The sequence below is a fragment of the Mycobacterium sp. 155 genome (assembly GCF_000373905.1).
Classification (GTDB): Bacteria; Actinomycetota; Actinomycetes; order Mycobacteriales; family Mycobacteriaceae; genus Mycobacterium.
Window position 1 is genome coordinate 3,304,086 of sequence record NZ_KB892705.1, and the last position, 18,929, is coordinate 3,323,014.

Annotated in this window: 10 protein-coding genes; 5 read left to right on the forward strand and 5 right to left on the reverse strand. The window is 64.3% G+C overall.

Annotation, left to right across the window (positions count from 1 at the left end; genetic code table 11):
- Positions 1-93 precede the first annotated feature (93 nt).
- Complete coding sequence (locus tag B133_RS0115870) at positions 94-6,300, reverse strand: type I polyketide synthase (protein WP_018602447.1); 6,207 nt, start codon at positions 6,298-6,300, stop codon at positions 94-96.
- Positions 6,301-6,679: 379 nt separating this feature from the next.
- Here B133_RS0115870 and B133_RS0115875 point away from each other — a divergent pair, with 379 nt between their 5' ends.
- The 5 genes from B133_RS0115875 to B133_RS0115895 are packed head-to-tail and all read left to right on the forward strand — an operon-like array spanning position 6,680 to position 13,614.
- Positions 6,680-7,828, forward strand: a complete 1,149-nt coding sequence (locus B133_RS0115875) for a 3-oxoacyl-ACP synthase (RefSeq protein ID WP_157625899.1) — start codon at positions 6,680-6,682, stop codon at positions 7,826-7,828.
- The gene (locus tag B133_RS0115880; RefSeq protein ID WP_018602449.1) at positions 7,825-8,754 is read left to right on the forward strand and encodes a hypothetical protein; all 930 of its coding nucleotides are present in this window, start codon (positions 7,825-7,827) and stop codon (positions 8,752-8,754) included. Before B133_RS0115875 ends, B133_RS0115880 begins: the two co-directional genes overlap by 4 nt.
- Complete coding sequence (locus B133_RS0115885; RefSeq protein WP_018602450.1) at positions 8,751-9,011, forward strand: acyl carrier protein; 261 nt, start codon at positions 8,751-8,753, stop codon at positions 9,009-9,011. Before B133_RS0115880 ends, B133_RS0115885 begins: the two co-directional genes overlap by 4 nt.
- Positions 9,008-11,947: a type I polyketide synthase gene (locus B133_RS0115890; RefSeq protein ID WP_018602451.1), complete on the forward strand. Its 2,940-nt coding sequence runs from the start codon at positions 9,008-9,010 to the stop codon at positions 11,945-11,947. Before B133_RS0115885 ends, B133_RS0115890 begins: the two co-directional genes overlap by 4 nt.
- The gene (locus B133_RS0115895) at positions 11,944-13,614 is read left to right on the forward strand and encodes a fatty acyl-AMP ligase (RefSeq protein WP_018602452.1); all 1,671 of its coding nucleotides are present in this window, start codon (positions 11,944-11,946) and stop codon (positions 13,612-13,614) included. Before B133_RS0115890 ends, B133_RS0115895 begins: the two co-directional genes overlap by 4 nt.
- 72 nt (positions 13,615-13,686) lie before the next feature.
- On the opposite strand, the gene B133_RS0115900 is transcribed toward B133_RS0115895, so the two are convergent.
- From B133_RS0115900 to B133_RS0115915, 4 genes are all read right to left on the reverse strand, one after another.
- A complete protein-coding gene (locus tag B133_RS0115900; protein WP_026256493.1) occupies positions 13,687-14,775 on the reverse strand; it encodes a methyltransferase in 1,089 nt (362 codons plus the stop codon).
- A 103-nt stretch (positions 14,776-14,878) separates the two neighbouring features.
- The gene (locus tag B133_RS0115905) at positions 14,879-15,364 is read right to left on the reverse strand and encodes a VOC family protein (protein ID WP_157625901.1); all 486 of its coding nucleotides are present in this window, start codon (positions 15,362-15,364) and stop codon (positions 14,879-14,881) included.
- Entirely contained in the window at positions 15,357-17,150 is a 1,794-nt protein-coding gene (locus B133_RS0115910; RefSeq protein WP_081618237.1) for an FAD-dependent monooxygenase, read from the reverse strand. Before B133_RS0115910 ends, B133_RS0115905 begins: the two co-directional genes overlap by 8 nt.
- A gap of 255 nt (positions 17,151-17,405) precedes the next feature.
- Positions 17,406-18,764 (reverse strand): cytochrome P450, encoded by a 1,359-nt coding sequence (locus B133_RS0115915; RefSeq protein WP_018602459.1) that lies wholly within the window; start codon positions 18,762-18,764, stop codon positions 17,406-17,408.
- Positions 18,765-18,929 lie beyond the last annotated feature (165 nt).

Below are 18,929 nucleotides of genomic sequence, written 5' to 3' on the forward strand. Positions count from 1 at the left end.
GGCCTATGGGGCAAACCCTTTGCCCTACAGGGCATATTCTTCGGGGATTTCTTACCGCGTTGGCCATCCAGGAGGAGGCCAACCGGCTGGATTTCACGACACCTCCGCTACGGCCAGGGCCTGCTTCGCGATGGCAGACAATCCATGCAGCCGTTCGAATTCCATCGCCGATATTCGAATGTCTAACGTCGCCGCGACGCGTGAAGCGAGCTCGACCGACGACAACGAATCGAGACCGAACTCCGCCAGGGGGGTGTGATGATCGATGGTGTCGGTGGGAATGCCAAGGACGGCAGCGACCTGTTCTGCCAGCATCGCGGTGAGCACTTCGAGCCGTTGGTCAACAGGCAGAGCGAACAGTTCGGCACGGAAGTTAAGGGCGCCATCGCCCAGGGCCGCGGCAAAGTCGGCAAACCTCGTGGAGGACTTCAATGCCGGCTGGCCCGACAGCAGCGTCTGCCAATCTATGTTGGCGATTACGACATTGGACAATGTGTCGGAGAAAGCCAGCATCGTTGCCAACAGCGCGGGGAGGTGGCCCACCAGAATGTCCCGCTGCCCGAGCACCTCGAGATAGCGGCGCACCTCTGGAGAGGAGTCCGCCATACCGCCCCCGCGCAGCGCTCCCCAGTTCACCGATAGTCCTGCCTTACCGCGTGCCTGGCGGAGTTGAGCCAACGCATCTAGGCCGGCGTTTGCGGCGGCATAGGCAATCTGCAGCGGTATGCCAATCATCGCCGACGTCGACGAGAACAGCACAAAGGCCTCCAGGTCGATCCCGGCGGATTCCGTCGCATGGTGCAGGTTCCATGCACCGTCGAGCTTGGGCGCGATCACTCGGCGCAGGGATTCGGGTGTGGCCCTTCCGTATGCGCTGTCCTCTGCCACACCGGCGGCATGAAATACGCCGCGCAGCAGAGGCATCTGCTCGGCGACTCGGGCTATCAGGCGCGAGACGGCGAGTGCATCGCCGACGTCGACGGCTTCCTCCCGGATGTCCGCGCCGGTAGCGCGCCACGCCTGGAGTCGCCGTTTGGCTCGTCCGCCACGGGGGCCGCTCCTGCTGACGACGACTAGGTGCCGTGCTCCCTGAGAGACCAGCCAATCGACCATTGCCAGGCCGACGGCACCGAAGGCGCCGGTCACCAGGTAAGTCCCGTCGGCGCGGACGGGGAATGAAGGGATCGCGGGCCGAATCGGCGGGTTACCGCGCAGATTCACCACGACGCGGCCCTGCTGGGCGCCTCGCGCGACAACACTGAAGGCCTCCGTCAACGCATCGGCGTCATACGTCGTCGCGGGCAGCGGGGTGTAGGTTCCGTCGTTCAGCCGCCCGATGACCTCGGCGGCGAGCTGGTCTGTGAAAGCACGCCGGTGGTTGAACATCCGGTCGACATCGACGGCGAAATATTGCAGGTTGCGGTCGAACGGCCCGAGCTCGATGGCCCCGTTGCTGTAGATGTCGGCTTTGCCGATGTCGACGATGCGGCCGAATTCCGCTGCGGCCTTGAGATTTTGCCGAAGCGCCTCGCCGGGTAGCGAGGTATATATCACGTCCGCGCCGTGACCGTCGGTGAGCCGCATGACGTCGTCAACGAAGTTGGCCGTGCGGGAGTTCACGGTGTGATGCGCGCCGGCGGCGCGCGCAAAGGCTCGCCGTTCCTCGTTGCCGGCGCTGCCGATCACGCGGGCACCGAGATGACGTGCGACGTGAACCGCCGCTAACCCGGTGCCGCCAGCCGCCCCGTGCACGAGGATGGTCTCGTCCGCGCCTAGCCTCGCCGCATATACCAGGCCATAATGTGCGGTCAAATATGGAATGAAACTCGCTGCCAGGCCGGGTGTCACATCGCGAGTGAGACGTTTGACCACGGCATCGGCCGGATCAAGCGTGAGATACCGGCTGAACATATTCGGAACTGACACCAGAACGACGTCGCCGATTCCGAAGTGGCTCAGGGGACCTGTGCGAGTGACGACACCAATACCCTCCATACCCACCGCTGTCCCGAAGCACGTTCCGCGCAGATTCTGCGGTGTCAGCACGCCAAGAAGCTTCATTGCATCCTTGTAGTTCAGCCCGATCGCGTCGATACATACCTCAATTTGGCCGGCTACCGGCGTAATTCGTGGTACCGCGCGCAGAGCGAGATCCTCGAGCAGCCGTGTTTTCGGCGGCTCGAGGACGAACGATGCCTCCGGATCGACATGCGGAGTCACTTCCGAATACCCATCGAGTCGATCGGCAAGGCCGCGGCGATAGTAGGGCGCGAGCGGAAGTCCATCGCGTAGTGCCATCTCATCGACAAGCTGTTCGCCATTGTGGATCTCGGTCAACATCGCCGTGTCCAGACCGCGGTGATCATCACCGGGCTGCAGATCGATATGCCGCCAGCGCACTGACAGTTGTTCGTTCTGTAACACCCGACGTGCCCCTGCTAGCGCTGCGTGCAGCACATTCGGCTCATGGTGGTCCCCCGGCAAGCGGAAAGCCCCCATGGTCAACAGAACCGCGTCGATCCGAACGTCGGGGGCGGACTCAATCACCGAATCGAATTGCTGTGCCACTTCAACGAGTTCAGCAGTCAGGCTGATCTGGTCGTCGTCACCGGCGACGACCAGAACCGTCACGTTAGCTCCACCAAGCTGACGGATGGTCTGTGCCAGACACATCGGTCGGATCGGTACATCGGTGCCACAGTCCCGGTGATCTACCCATCGCCGCAATGGGTTACCCAGGCCGACCGTAATCACCGGCTGCTCGGCACGACCATCGATGGCAGCCGGATCTACCGGGCGCCAGTCGATCTCGTAAAGCAGTGGTCTCAATTCGGCGATCGGCGACGGTGCAGGGGCCAATTCGGCGAATCGCACCCCGAGAAGCTCGAAGAACGCGGTGCCATCGGGACCACACATCGCGATGTCGACGTATATATCGGGTCCGCTGGCGCGGCGTATCACCGCCGTCACGGGAGCCGTCGGCGTCGGCCCGTGCCTACGCACAGTTTCGACAGCAACCGGCACCATCGTTCCCAGCGCCAGATCGTCGAATGCGGCAACGCCCTGCAGCGCGGCATCGATCAGGGCCGGGTGCGCGAGATGCCTTGTGTCGGCCGATACCGGATCAATTGTCGTGACAATGACATCGGAGCCGACCCTTGCCTCGACGACCCGTCGGAACGCTGGACCGTATTGGAAACCACGGCTTTGCAGCAGCTCATAGAACTCTTCATGGCTCAAGGTGTCACCGTCGATGCACGGCACCTCCACCTGCGGTGCTTCTACTGCCGCGTCGACTATTCGTGCTGTGCTGTGGACAATCCGATTGTCGGTGTCGTCGTATGAGGAAAAGCTCAACCGCATCGTTGCGGGTTCCGCGGCGACGGTGACAGTCGGCACCGCGTGGTCTTCTATGACGAGTAGGCGGGAGAACCGCACGGATTCGACTGTGAGACTTACATGTTTTGTGCATTCGGCGGCTGCACACAAGAATGCGTCGAGGTACGCGGCACCCGGTAATACCACCATCCCGTCGACGACGTGGTCTGGCAGCCAAGGTACTCGGGTAACCGACAGCTCAGTCGACCATGCCATAGGGTGTCGGGTAGCTCGGGTGCCGAGCAGTGGACGGTCATCGTCACCACCGTTCCGCTCCAACTCCGCCTGACGGGATTCAGCGAACAGCACCTTGTGTTGCCAGGGATAACTGGGGAGATCCGCGTGTGGTGCGAGCGTGGACTGACCCGGCACAGTTCGGCCGAGGCAGCCCGCGCGGTAGAGCTCCGCGACGGCACCGAGCAGACGGTCGTGGTCACTCTCGTTGCGCTTGAGCGTGGCGATGGCAGCACCTGACGCCGCCTTGTCGGCCAATATCGCTCGAATGTTGCCCGACAGCACGGGATGCGGCCCCACCTCGAGGAACACCCGGTGGCCCGCATCGATCAGGGCTTCGATGCTGTCGCCGAATCGCACAGGCCGGCGGACGTTGGCACACCAGTACTCGGCACCCAATTCCGGCAGGGTGACCTGCTGGGCGGTGACCGTCGAATACAGATGCCGTTGTGGCCGGAGTGGCTGGATGTCGGCAAGCACCGTTGCTAGATCGTCGAGGATCGGATCCATCAGCGGGCTGTGGTAGGGCACCGTCACCTGTAGGCGGCGGACGAAGACGTCCGCGGACAGGTCACGGTACAGATGTTCGACCGCAGCGAGCGGACCGGCCAGCGTCACAGAATCGGGGCTATTGACCGCCGCGATGACCACGTCGACACCGCCTGCTTCGGAAAGTCGCTGCGTCACCTTGCTTTCCGACAAACCGACCGCCAGCATCCCCCCGGTGCCTTCTGTACTGGCCTGCAGACGAGCCCGGTGATAGCTCACCAAGAGCGCGTCGCGAAGGGTGAGTGCACCGCTGACAAACGCCGCGCTTACCTCGCCGACGCTGTGCCCGACAATCGCAGCGGGCTCGACACCCAGCGCCGCGAGTTCGGCGACGAGCCCAACCTGTACAAGAAAGTTGGCCGGCTGAGCGTATTCGGTGCGCTGAATGCGGCTTTCAGATTCCGGTTTGAGCAGTTCGTCAAGAATCGACCAGCCAGCGATCTCAACGAACAACGAATCGATCTCGGCCGCTGTGCGCGCGAAAGGCCCGTCCATGGCGAGAAGTTCGCGTCCCATGCCCCACCATTGAGGTCCTATGCCACTGAAGACGAACACCGGTTTGGTCCCAGTCGGCACGGTAGCGCGGCTGATCGTCCCTGTTCCAGCAGCGACAGCGTCGAGATGTCGCACCAGTTCGTCTTTGTCGGAACAGGGCAGTACGGTCCGGAACGAGTGATGCGCTCGGCGGCTCCATGCGGCTGAACAGAGATCGTCGATCGACGACGCGCAACCCACGGTGCTGCGGACGGCGGCGGCGACAGCACGGACAGAATCCTTGCTGGCGGCGGAGATTGGGAAGAGCGCGATCGAAGGCCGTTCTGTGGCGGGCGTGGGCATGCCCGGGGCCTGGGCCAGGATGACATGGCCATTGGTCCCGCCGTAGCCGAAGCCGTTGACGGCGGCAAAGGCTCGACCTGACGGAGTGGGGAACGCTTTCGCCTGGGTGACAACCTCGATGTTGAGATCGCTGAACGGAATCGCCGGGTTGAGGTTTTCCAACCATGCTTGCGGCGGAATAGTGCGGTGCCGTATCGCCAGCGCGGCCTTGATCACACCCGCAACCCCGGCTGCGGCCTCCAGATGCCCGATCGATGGCTTCACCGAGCCCACAAGCAACGGACCGGTCCGCAGCTCGGCCAGGCCATATGCCTCGCCTAACGCGGTGACCTCGATGGGGTCTCCGACCGGTGTGCCTGTTCCGTGGGCTTCGACATACCCGATCTCGTGCGGGGCGAGATTCGCCTTTTCGCAGACAGCTAGTGCGAGATCACGTTGCGCGGCCCCGTTGGGGACGGTGATCCCCATGGTGTGACCATCCTGGTTCGCCCCGCTACCGGCGATTACGGCGTAGATGCGGTCCCGGTCGCGCAATGCTGCGTCAATGCTCTTCAGTACAAGCATGCCCGCGCCCTCACCGCGGCCGTATCCGTCCGCGGCGGCGTCAAACGATTTGCTCCGCCCGTCGCGGGCAAGAAACTTGCCCTTGCACATCGATACGAACAACTCCGGATGGATCATGACGTTCACTCCGCCCGCGAGGGCGATTTCGCACTCGCCGCGGGAGATAGCCTGCGTCGCCTCGTGAATCGCGACCATAGACGACGAGCACGCCGTGTCGATGGTCATGCTCGGCCCACGCAGATCCAACGCATGAGAGAGGCGGTTGGACAGCATGGCCTGCGATGCGCCGGTGGCGGTGAAGTGGCTGATGGCGCGGCGCGCGGAGGACATGCACCGGCGAATCTGGTTGTCGCTCATGAACCCGCCGATATAGACACCGGCGTCGCTTCCGGGAGCCACGCCCGCCAATCCCGCGTCGTCCAGCGCCTCCCACGCAACCTCGAGCACCCAGCGCTGCTGAGGATCCATCACCTCGGCTTCTCGTGGGGAAATACCGAAGAACTCAGCGTCGAAATCCCACGGCGAGCGGGTCACGAATCCGCCGTGGCGTGTATAGGCTCGGCCGGGCGCAGCCGGGTCAGGGTCGTAGTAGAGGTCGGTGTTCCATCGCTCCCCGGGCACCTCGACAATGCCGTCCCCGCGCCGCATCATGAAGTCCCAATACTGGTCCGGCGTGAATACGCCGCCCGGGAACCAACACCCGATCCCCACGATCGCAACGCCTTGGCCAATGTCCATGCGCGTTATCACCTTTCGATCGACGATTACGCCCTGTTCACGGCCCTCACTTGAGCCACAGCCCGAGGAGCTGTGGCCACCGCATCGATCGAGATCCGCTATCGGAATCGTCGCTCGCCTTCGGCGGGACGATTTCAGTAGTGCGCCACTGCAAATCGTCCCGAGAGTCGGCGCGGCAGTACTTAGCCTCGATCCGCGGATAGCGACTAAGTAGTGCCGCCCCAAAACTGGGCGAGACTGCAGTGGTGCGCTACTGCGCTTGACCCGCTCACTGCGAGCGACGATTTCCCTCGTCTGGGTGAGGGGTTTGTCCAGTCGCATCGATCGTCAATCTCACACCGCGTCAACGAGGGACGCGGCGTAAGAAAGGTTCATGGTCATGAGCGCGTACATCACGGCCACGGGCAGCTTTTTGCCGGGCAACCCAGTGCCCAACGATGAAATCGAAGACTACCTGGGGACTGTGGGCCACGCGACAAGTGATGTGCGGGATCTGACCCTGGAGAACTGCGGTATCAAGACCCGCTATTACGCCATAGACAAGGATCAGCAAACCGTCATTTCAAATGCGGCGATGGCCGCAAATGCGGTGCGCAAGGCCGCCGCGCGCGCCGGCCTCGGCCCGAACGACGTCGAGCTGCTGACCGCGGCGACGACGGGGCCGGATATGTTGGCGCCCGGGCATGCAAGCATGGTGCACGGAGAATTGGGCTACGGGCCCATGGAGATTTCTACTGCCGTCGGAGTCTGCAGTTCCGGAATGATGGCACTGAAGAACGCCTACCTGCAAGTGGCGATCGGTGAGAAGCGCAACGCGATCAGCGTCGCCAGCGAGTTGGCCTCCCGCATTTTCAAAAGCACCAGGTACGACGAGATGGGTCTGCTCGCCCAAGACGGATCGCTGCCGCTAGAAGCCGCGTTCCTGCGTTACATGCTCTCTGACGGCGCTGGTGCGGCGGTCATCGAGAATGCACCCGCGGCATCGGGAATCAGCCTTCGCATCGACTGGATTTCGTTGACGTCCTTCGCCAATACCGAGAAGACATGCATGTACGGCGGCAGCAACTCCAACGCGGCCGCGAAGACCTGGATGGACTATCCGACCTCCGCAGCAGCTGAAGCCGACGGTGCACTCGTGCTGCGCCAGGACCTCTCGCTGCTGCCGCACCTGGTCAGCGTCGGAGCCGACGAGTGGGAACGACTGCGCAAATTGGGCAAGTTCGACCCGGACACGCTCACCTGGATCCCCGCGCACTACTCGAGCGAGCGGATGAAGCAGATCGTCTTCAAAGAGTTCGCCCGACGCGGGATTAACGCCGGCCGAACAGAGAAGTGGTACAGCAACCTGACATCCGTCGGCAACATAGGCTGCGCAGCCATTTTCGTCATCCTCGACGAGATGATGACCGAGGGCCTGATCAAACAGGGCGACACGTTACTGTGCATGGTCCCGGAGTCCGGCCGGTTCGTGATCTCTTTCATGCATCTGACAGCGGTGTCGGGAGCCGCGCCGGATCCTCGGCCATGAACCGCCGGGCGGTCGTGTACCTCTACACCCAGACCGGACAGCTGCGTGAAGTCGCCGAGGCGTTCGTCGCACCACTGGAAGCCGATGGGTGGCGCATTCGCTGGGTCGACGTCCAACCGCGCGTCGCGTTCCCGTTTCCGTGGTCGATCCGCCAGTTCTTCGGAGTTTTCCCTCGTGCGGTGGACCCCGACGCATTGGTGCAACTCGTCGAGCCGCCAGGCGGCTTCGGGACAGGCCAGGACGAGGAAGAAGTTGTCCTGCTGGCGTACCAGGTGTGGTATCTGTCGCCGTCGCTGCCCATCCGGTCACTGGTGGCCGGGCATCCCGAGGCCTTCCGGAACCGCAGGGTCATCTCGCTGATCGCCTGCCGCAACATGTGGTACTCCGCTGCGATCGAGGTTGCCGGTCTGCTGCGAAACGCAGGCGCGCGGCGCGTCGAGGTGGTCGCCGCGACCGACACCCGGCACCAGGCGACCTCCCTGGTGACCACGCTGCACTGGCTGCTGACCGGCAAGCGCGAACCGTTCCTGTGGTTCGGGCGGTCCGGAGTCGGCGACGCCGAACTGGCGCGAGTGACTACCGTCGGGCGCAGCGTTGCCGAGCAGGGGAACTGCCCGGCCGACGCGGCGCCTGTCGTGCCGACTCTGGCAGTGGCGGATCTCTTTGCCGGGCAACTGTTCCGGAAATGGGGCGTGACGGTGCGGTGGGCCGCACGATTCGGCGCAGCAGCGCATGCCGCGAGCCTGGTGATATTCGTGGTGGGCTTGGCGATCGGTATCGTGGCCGGTCTCCCGCTGATCGGAGGTGCGGCACTGGCCGGCGGCGCGCGGTTCGAGATATGGATCAGCGGTGTCGTACATCGCGGGATCTCGTTCGGCGAGTTGGCGATTCCCGAAGCCGCGAAGCGTGATCGAGCGCTCCGATGAGCGCTCTCGCGCCGGGACACGACGAACTTATCGATTGGCTGACCGTGAAGGTCGCCGGCTACCTCGGCCTACGGCCGGACGAGATCGACACAGACATCCCGTTGGCCGACTGTGGGATCGACTCCATCTCCGGCATGGCGTTGTGCGCAGACTTGAATTACGAGAAAGGATTCGACGTCGAGACCACCATAGTGTGGGACTGCGCGACCATCGATGAGATTGCCGCCTACCTCACCGGGCAGCGAGGGACATCGTGATACCGATCGCGGTGATCGGTATCGATTGCCGCTTCGCCGGGGCACCAGACAAAGACGCATTCTGGCGGCTGATGATGGACGCAGTAGTCACTGACACCGAAGTGCCCACTCAGCGTTGGGATGTCGACGACTTCTACCGGCCCGACGGCGCACCCGGGTCGATGAACACCCGGCGCGGCCACTTCATCGACAACGTGGATGCCTTCGACAACGACTTCTTCGGTATAGCGCCCGTCGAGGCGGCGGCACTCGACCCTCAGCAGCGGCTGCTGTTGCAGTCGTCGTGGCGCGCGCTCGAAGATGCCGGGATCGACCCGCGCTCGCTGGCGGGAACGCCGACCGGGGTTTTCGTCGGCGTGATGTCCAGCGAATGGAGTAGCCTTCAACTTCTCGATTTTGCCGGCGCCGGAGCCTTCCTCGGCACCGGCAGCGGCTACTTCATGACGGCAAATCGTGTCTCCTACCACCTCGGCCTCACGGGACCGAGTGTGGCGATCGATTCGGCCTGCTCGTCGTCACTGACCGCGATACATCAGGGGTGCGCCGCGCTGCGCTCCGGTGAAGCCGACACCGTAATCGCTGCGGGTGTGAATCTCATTCTGACTCCGGCACTTTCGATCTTCTACACGCAGGCTGGGCTATCCGCTCCCGACGGGCGCTGCAAACCGTTCCGGCGAGACGCCAACGGCATCGGCAGGGGTGAGGGCATCGCGGCAGTCGTGTTGCGCCGACTCGACGACGCGCTAGCCGATCGACAGCCGATCTATGCCGTCGTGAGAAGTTCCGTCACCAACCACGATGGGCGCAGCAACGGGATCACCGCTCCGAATCGACGCTCGCAGGTGGCGCTGATGCGTCGGGCGCTTGGCCTCGCCGAGGTTGACGCCCGCCAGATCGCTTTCGTCGAAGCCCACGGCACCGGCACGGTGCTGGGAGACATGATCGAGGCCAGCGCCCTCGGCGATGTGCATAAGACCCGAAGCTGCGCACCATGTTTACTCGGCTCGGTCAAGGGAAACATCGGGCACACCGAGGGCAGCGCGGGCATCGCGGCGTTCATCAAGACCTGCCTGGCCCTGCACCTGGGCGTCCTACCGCCGACGGTGATCGGCGACGGGCCCAACCCTGGCCTGCGGCTCGACGAGAACGGGCTGAAGCTGGCCGCTGCTGCGCAAGTGCTGCCGACGCACGGTGTGCTGGGCGCGGTGAGTTCGTTCGGGCTTGGCGGCGGTAACGCACACGCCATCTTGGAATCCGCGCCTGCCGCTGCGTCGCCCAGCCCGTGCCGACGGGGAGTCGTGATGATCTCGGCGCCATCCACGCATGCTTTGAGGAGCAACGCTGCGGCAATGGGCCGCGCGCTGCGAGCCGTCGACGTTGACCGGGTCGGCGCGTGGTGTCGGTCGACGAATATCGTCAAGCGATCCCATCGGCACCGCGTTGTGCTCGAAGGTGACCGCGACGCTCTGGCTGACGGCCTCGAGCAGGTCGCCGCCGGCGCACGCCCCGACCTCACCTCCGCCGGGCGCCCCCATCGGCTGCCGGCGACCGTCGGATTGCTGTTTTCGGGTCAGGGTACGCAGTATTCGGGCATGACGCGCCCGCTTTACCGCGCGAACCCCGTTTACCGAAAGGCCCTCGATACCGTCTGTGCCGCGTTGCGCCCTCACCTGGGCGCGGACCTGCTGACGACGATACTTGGTGACGATACCGGGCTCGATCACACCAGCTTGACGCAGCCGGCGTTGTTCGCCGTGTCGTATGCGTTGGGAAAGACATTGTTGCAGAGCGGTATCCGGGCGAGATTCGGCATCGGCCACAGCCTCGGGGAGATCAGCGCGGCCTGCCTCTCGAGCGTCCTCACGGTCGGGGACGCCGCCCGGCTCGTCGTGGCCAGAGGGCGGTTGATGGGTTCGTTGCCGCCCAATGGGGCAATGATCGCGATCGACCTGAGCGTGGAACAGGCAGAGGAGCTTGTCGCCGACGTGCCCGGCTGCGTTGTCGCGGCCGTCAACGGCCCACGTTCACTGACGATTTCCGGGACAACTGACGCGGTGGCACGGCTACAGACAGTCGTCCAGCAACATGGCGGCAGGGCGACGGGCCTGGCGGTGTCACATGCCTTTCACTCGCCGCTGATGGAGCCGATCGTGACGGACTTCCGCGACGAGTTGGACGGGCTCGAGCCGCATCCCGCCGAGTTCCCGTTGTTCTCAACGGTGCTCGGCAGACAAATCGACGGCAGCGAGATGACCGCCGCCTACTGGGCCCAGCAGATATGCGCGCCGGTGCAGTTCTATGGCGCCGTTCGAGCCGCCGTGAAGGCAGTTGGCGCTGACTATCTTGCCGAGGCCGGTCCGAGATCTGGGCTGCTCATGCTTGCCAGGCAGGCGGGACTGCCGGCGCGGACACCTTCGCTTGTCCTATGTAGCGGTCCGGATTCCGACGGAAGTGAACTGCTCAGTGTTGCAGCGACTTTGCTGCGTGACGGTTATTCACCGGACCTCACCCCGCTGTACGGCGAGCCAGCCGGCCCGTTGCAGCGACTTCCGGCCTACGTCTTCGACGACACCAGCCGGTTCTGGTTTGACGGTCCTATCGCCTACCCGCACCAACAGGTGCGACTCGACCAGACCGAGACGACAGCACCCGCCGTCGAGGACGCCGACACGGAGCAGGTGCACGACCGCACCGAGGATGAGGTTCTGGCACTGATCGCCGATGTGGGCAACTATTCGGTCACCGAACTGACGCGATCCAAGCGGTTGGCGGACGACTTGGGATATGACTCGCTGCTTCAGCTTCGGCTGCTGGATCGACTGCGCAAGGAATATCCGCAGCTGCAACACGTCAGCGTTGCCGATTTACTACCGCGAATCCACAACGTCGGCGACCTCGTCGACTTCGTGGTTTTTCAAGGGAGCGGAATCCGTTGAGCGTCTTCACCCGCGAGCTTCTCGCCACTGCGGCATCGTCACCACGGCACTTGACCGGAGGCACCTTCGCTGATCCGGTACGGCTCAGCTGGCAGGATGTCCACGAGCAGGCGAAGCAGATAGGTGGTGGCCTGGCCGCGAGGGGAGTCGGTCGTGGTGGCTCCGTCGCCGTGCTGGCCACCGATGCCGCCGATGTCGCGCCGCTGGCGCAGGCGGCGTGGCTGCGGGGTGCCGCACTGACAATGCTGCAGCAACCGACACCGCGCACTGATCCGGCTGTCTGGCTGGCTGACACAGTGCGAGCAATCGGGTTGATCAAAGCTGACGTGGTTGTCGTCGGCGGTCAGTTCCTGGCTGCACTGGATCATCTCTCCGCGCAGCAACTTTCCGTCTGCCCTGTCGAGTCGTTGCGTACCGCCGAACCAGCCGAGTTCGATGCCGAAACCGACGACACGGATATCGCGTTGCGGCAGTTGACATCGGGATCAACCGGCGCACCCAAGGCCGTCGAGATCAGCCACGGCAATCTCGCGGCGAGCGCCATCGCGCTGCGCGATGGACTGGACCTGGATATCAGCACTGACGTCTTCGCCAGCTGGCTGCCGCTCTCCCATGACATGGGCATGATCGCCTTTTTGTGCCTGCCAATGCAATTGGGTCTTGAAGTCGCCGTCATCCCTCCCGACGAGTTTCTCAGGCGTCCGATCATCTGGGCAGAGTTGATCAGCCGGCACCGCGGAACCGTCACGGCAGGACCCAACTTCGCTTACTCGGTGCTTGCCCGGATGTTGCACTGTCGCACCGATCCCGGCAATATCGACCTGTCGTCGCTTCGGGTGGCGGTCAACGGAGCCGAACCGATCGATCACCGCGATATCGCCGAATTTACCACCGTCGGCACGCGTTTTGGTATGAAGGCAACCGCCGCGATGCCCGGCTATGGGCTCGCCGAAGCCACCTTGGTCGTGTCGTTGGGCGCGCCACACCACGCTGCGGTGATCGACACGGTCTCGCGCCAGGCCGTCGTGGAGGCGCACCGCGCGCTGCCCATCTGTGACGCCTCTGAGCACCCGCAGCACGTCGTGTGCGTCGGGGTGCCCGTGACGGGCATGGAGGTGCGCATCGGTCGGGGTGGACAAGTATTGGCGCACAGAGAAATTGGCGCGATCGAATTGCGCGGTCCTACTGTCGCCGAGAACTATCTCACGTCGGCCGGTGTCGTGCCGTTGGCCCGGGATGACGGTTGGTTCGACACCGGGGATCTGGGATATCTCGACGAGCACGGGCGACTTTACGTCTGTGGCCGCCGCAAGGATCTCATCGTGGTCGCTGGCATGAACCTGTACCCACACGATATCGAGCGAGCCGCCGAGACTGTGGACGGTGTGCGAAAAGGCTGTGTGATCGCCGTGCGCGTTGACGGCGATCCGGAGGGCTTCGCAGTGCTCGCCGAAGTGCACAACGCAGACGACGAGGACGTGCGGCGGCGGATCAGCCGGGCCATCACCACTCGGGTCAGCCGTCACATCGGACACCTTCCGCGCCATGTTCTGTTGTTGCCCGCGGGCAGCCTGCCCAAGACCGCGTCCGGCAAGCTGCGCCGTAGTAGCGCGCGCGAACTGCTGCCGTCATCGACAGCGATATCCGATGTGTGGCAGGTGAGTTGACACGGGGATTCTCGCCGCGCGACGGGTTACCGCGGCAACCCGCGACAAACCCCTCATGCGGGCGGGGCTCGGCTAGATGGCTTCGGCCTCCACGAGGCTCAAAGGCGAAGCGGTAGGCACCACACGCGTCACCCGGAACCCGGCGCGCGCGAGCAGAGCTCGGTACTCCGCAGCCGTGCGGTCGCGGCCGGCCTGGGTCACCAGCATTTCCAGATCGGTCCAGTGCCCAATGTATTCACGCTTGTGAACCGGGATCACAAACTCGATCAGCAGTAGTACTGTGCCGACTTTGGCCGCCGCGTGCACATTTCGCAGAATCTCGACGGCCTGATCGTCGGGCCAGTCATGAATCACGTTCTTCAGAACGTAAATGTCGGCGCCGCCGGGCACACTGTCGAAGAATGATCCCTCCACCACCCTGACACGCTCCGCGATTCCATGCTGGCGCAACAGCTGTTGAGCTGCGACGACGGCATGGGGCAGGTCGTAAAGGATCCCCCGCGCAGTCGGCGTAGCCGCCAAGATTGCTGCTAACAATTGGCCTACCCCACCGCCGACATCTGCAACGGTTGGGTACGGGTCGAATGAATAGGCGGCCATCAGCGAGGCCACCGCCATCTCAGTGGTTTCGGCCATGGCCCTGTTGAAGGCTTCGGCGAGTTCGGGCTCCCGACTGAGGTAATCGAAGGCGTCTGTACCGTTCACGGCCGGGATGACCGCCGCACCGGTTCGTATTGCGTCGGCGAGATAGCTCCAATGCTCGCGGTGCTGGTGTGAGCCGACCATCCTGGCCAGTCCCGCAGCCGACAACGGCGCGCTGAACCGTAATGTGTTCGCGAGTGGGTTCACCTCGTAACGACCGTCACGGCGTTGACGGAACACGCCGCGGCCGATCAATGCCCGCAGCAGTCGGCGCAGCGCGTCGGGGTCCGCGTTGACCCGCGACGCCAGCTCTTCCACTCGCATCGGCCCATGGGCGAGGGCGTCGGCGATGCCGAGGTCTACTGCTGCGGTAATCGCCTGTGCCGTCCACGCATTCATAATCATCTCCATCATCGCCGCGTGGGGCGGGACGGTTCGCTGATGAACTCGTAAGAGATAATGACGCACGCGCTCAACGAGTCTCACCAACTTCGGGGGTGGAACCGTAGCGGACCTCATCACTGATACCTTCGCTGCAAGCACACCTGCGCCGGCATTACGGCGTTTCATCGACATGGTGCCCATCGGTCTGCTGTGTCCTTTCGGTCGGCGACATGTGTCGTCACTGTCGTGGCGAATGACCACCAACTGGTCTTCCACGGCTGATGTCTGCCAGCACGGCGCCGACGTACAACTCTTCGGGCAGCACGTCCGCTTCTGCGGTGAAGTGGGCAGGCGGCGAAGGCAGGTACAGGGCCACGTCGGTGCCGTTGGGATCGCGCACCCAGAGCGCTATTGCGCCCGGCTCGCGGGTGGCTCGCTGAGGGACAGAGCCCAATCGCGCCAACCGGTCCAGTACTCGTTGCACCACGGGTATGTCGCCGAGGACCAACTTGACGGCAGTGACACCGCTGGCTTCGGGCTGATAGGCGAGGGCGATCTGCGAACGTTCGATCACCACCCGCAGCGAATCACCAGTGATTGCGGTCATCCGGGAGTTCAGCGATTGCGGTCGGCCGCCGAGCAGTGCGGCCCACCACGCCACCATTTCTTTTGGACGGTAGCTAAGTAGCCGCAATTCGACGCTCGGCGCCGCAATATCATTCATGCGCTAGACCTTCGCAGCGGATTGGTGCGCCGACGACCGCCTGTGCTCGCCGCAACGCTGCGACGCCGTCTCGTTCGGAGTGCAGTGCAGCGACGACGTGGCCGTCTGGGCGCACGACGAGGGCGTCGGGATCGGTCCCCGCGATTCCGGTGTGGAACACGCCGAGCTCACCGTGACCGAGCTGAGCGACCGACATCGAAACTTCCTCGGCGGCATGAGACCACGCGGTGTGTCCCTCGGCTGATACCAGAAGCGTGAGTCGATCGCGACTGACCAGGTCCAGCGTGGACACCCGTCCCTCGCGGGACTCGACCCAGCTGTGGGGCAGCCGGCCTCCCGCACGCACGTGCGGCGAGTAAAACTGCGGGTCATTGCTTGGTGGAGGCAGCCCGTCGTCCATCACGGCACCGCACCGGTAACGCACCCCCAGGTCGCGCCCCCAGCTGCGGTAGTGCGGGCCCTGTCCGGCGATGGCCGCTGCGGCACGGCGTCGGACTCGCCGGCCCACTCTGCCCGATGACTTGGCCAGACGAAGCCGCTGATACGCCAGCGTGGTGAGCCCGCGGATGAGCACGCGTACTGGGCGCCGCGGTAGCCATTCCGGGACGGCGGCGACGGCTCGAGGCAGCAGACGTACAGCTCGGCGCGGGATACCCAGTGCGGCAGCGACTTCGAACAGCCCCTCGAAGTTCGCCACTGAATCGGCGGTCGCGGCGACGGCGACCGGACGGCGTTCCCGCTCATACGTGTCCAGCAGAGCCTCGCCGGCGCGGCCGAAGACGACCCAGGCCAGTTTCCAGGCCAGATTGTGGACATCGGCGACTCCTGTGTTGAGTCCGAGTCCGCCAGTGGGCGGGAACCGATGCGCGGCGTCGCCGGCCAGGAAGACTCGGCCCACGCGAAAGCTGCCGGCCACCTGGGCGTGCATCGTCCACGACTGAATCGACTTGATCTCAATGTCGACGTCAGCGTCACCGACGGCGTCGAGGATGTGCCTGCGGCACACTGCGGCTGGGAAGTCGTCCAACGACTCGAATGGCGGGAAATAGGGGATCTGAAATACCAAGTCCCGTGGTGGCCGGTGCACGATGACGGCGCCCAGCCCCTTGGCGGTGTGGGTCCAGATCACCGGGCCCCGGCGATGGTGGCGAAAACGCTCAAGATCCGCGGAAAAATGCACGCTGATCATGTGCTGGAGGACCGGGCCGGCCATCGTTACCCGTAGTGCTCGCCGAACGGTGCTGGCCGAGCCATCCGCGGCGATGACATAGCGGGCGGCCAGTTTTCGGGACGCCCCGGTAGTGACGTCGGTGATGGTTACTGAAACGCCGTCTGCGCCGTCGGTGTGCGAGCCGTACTGCCATCCAGTGCGGAGGTCGATGCGCGCATTGTCGCGCAGGGTCTGCCACAACAACGGTTCGAAGGCATTCTGCGGCAGGTGCGCACTGCGGGTAGGGCTGACCGATTCGATGGCATCGATCTGCGCGTGAGGTAAGTCGGCGAGCGGCACCCGTCCGAGTTCGGGACCCGCCAAGCTGGTGCAGTACAAGACGCTCCGCAACTCGTACAGCGGCGCGCTGAGCCGGCGAATGTCGCGTTCTAGACCGATCTCACGCCAAATCTCCATCGACCGTGTCGAGAGCACGTGCGCAGCGGGGTGGCTCTGTGGCCCTCGGCGTGCCTCGACCACAATGCATTTGAGGCCGTAGTCGGCGAGAAGCAATGCGGCCGTGGCGCCCACCGGACCGGCTCCTACGACTATGACATCGCACGCGTCGCCCATCATGAGAGCCCGATCTTGCCCATGTTCTGCTCTCCGTTCTGGACCGGCCCTTCCGCGATAAGGCCGCGAAACGGCGGTCGCCGAATCCGGTGTCCCGCTCTGTAAGTGGAATCGTCGCGCCGACGCGGTGTGACGAACGCAGTAGTGCACCACTGCAACCCCACGCGGGCCCCGGCACGGTACTACTTAGATCGCGCTCGCTCTTCGCCATGACGGCTCCGGTCCCCCGCGGACGGACTCGACGCCGTCATGTGTAGTTCAGTTCCGCGGCCGAACGCGGGCCGGGACCGGGGCGCCGGCGACCATGGTGAATGGCACGGCCACGGGAAAGTTGTCGTTGAGAGACCGAATTTCGGTGTGCCGGATGACGGCCGCCAGACCGAGGGTCGCTTCGAGCATCGCAAAGTGATCGCCGATGCACGACCGCGGTCCGCCGCCAAACGGCAGGTACTGCCAGCGATCCCGGTCCTTGGATTTGGACCGGCTGAATCGATCGGGGTCGAACTTCAACGGAAGGTCCCATAAGGCCGGGTCGCGATGGATGGCGTAGATCCCCACTACCAGCCAGCTGCCCGCTTCGACCCGGTAGCCGTCGACGTCGAAATCCTTCGTCGCCGTTCTGGTCACCGCGGCCCCCGGCGGGCACAAGCGCAGCGCCTCGTGCAGCACCTGAACGGTGTAGCCCAGCCGGGGGACGTCGTCGGCCGTCAATGACCGGTCGCCCACCGCGGCAACCTCCGCGGCAACCCGGTCCTGCACCTCGGGATGGCGGCCCAATGCCCATAACGCGTACGTCAGGGTGGTCGCCGTCGTGTCCTGTCCAGCCCCCAGGAAGGAGACCAGTTCGTAGCGGATGTCCTTGTCGGACAGCGGCCGTCCCGTCTCCGGGTCAGCGACGTCGATCAGCGCGCGAACCAGTGGCGCGTCGCGAGACGGGTCAGCCCGGCAGGCCTGGAGAATGTCATCGGCGAGTCTGTGAAACGTCGCACTGGCACCGCGTGCGCGCTGGCGGGCGGGGGTCGGCAGCCACCACGGAGCGCGGACGGGCCTTACGGCGCGATCGGTGATGTAGGTCGCGGCGGTTCGAAGCGGCACTCCCAGCAGCTCATCGGCCCGTGCGTCGAGATCCAGACCGAGCACCGATCGAGCCAACACCTGCAGCGTCAGTCGACGGCACTCGTAATCGAGGTCGAGTTCCGCACCGTCGCCCCACCCACGGGAAAGCTTCTCGGCGCCCTCGGTCATGTGCCCGGCGAACTGCGTCACCTGCTGCTTGGCGAACAGTGGCTGCAGTGCGCGGCGGCGGGGCAACCACGCGTCGTGTTTCAAGTTGAACAGCGAGCCACCCACAAGTCGCCGGTGTTCGTCGAAGACAGGCTGCGTCCTTTCGACGAATGGGTAGCTACGGCTGAGAACGTCTCGGGCACCCACCGGTGACGTGGTGACCACGACGGGCGGCAGCATCGATGTGAGGGCCAAACGTGTCACCGGTCCTCCCGCGTCGCGCAGTGCTTCACAACCGGTGTGAAAAGCCCTGATAGCCCGTATCTGTTGCAATCGGGGCAGCGGATTCTTCGGTGCTAACGGCAACGCCGCCACGTCGACCGTCTCGACCATGGTGATACCTCTCCGGCATGAAGCGCGGTTTTGATGACATTGAGCCAGGCAACGTGTGAGTTGGACCGCTCAGCCCTCGATGTTCAATCACCAGGCCAGAATGGTGATGTCATGCATGTCTCCCGTCGCCGAACCTGCGCAATTCAGCGTCACACCCCCGGAGCA

Coding starts and splice junctions, on each gene's coding strand:
- B133_RS0115870 (WP_018602447.1), bottom strand. CDS start 6,300: ATGGACATTGGCCAAGGCGTTGCGATCGTGGGGATCGGGTGTTGGTTC.
- B133_RS0115880 (WP_018602449.1), top strand. CDS start 7,825: ATGAACCGCCGGGCGGTCGTGTACCTCTACACCCAGACCGGACAGCTG.
- B133_RS0115885 (WP_018602450.1), top strand. CDS start 8,751: ATGAGCGCTCTCGCGCCGGGACACGACGAACTTATCGATTGGCTGACC.
- B133_RS0115905 (WP_157625901.1), bottom strand. CDS start 15,364: ATGAATGATATTGCGGCGCCGAGCGTCGAATTGCGGCTACTTAGCTAC.
- B133_RS0115915 (WP_018602459.1), bottom strand. CDS start 18,764: ATGGTCGAGACGGTCGACGTGGCGGCGTTGCCGTTAGCACCGAAGAAT.
- B133_RS0115900 (WP_026256493.1), bottom strand. CDS start 14,775: ATGAGGTCCGCTACGGTTCCACCCCCGAAGTTGGTGAGACTCGTTGAG.
- B133_RS0115875 (WP_157625899.1), top strand. CDS start 6,680: ATGAGCGCGTACATCACGGCCACGGGCAGCTTTTTGCCGGGCAACCCA.
- B133_RS0115910 (WP_081618237.1), bottom strand. CDS start 17,150: ATGATGGGCGACGCGTGCGATGTCATAGTCGTAGGAGCCGGTCCGGTG.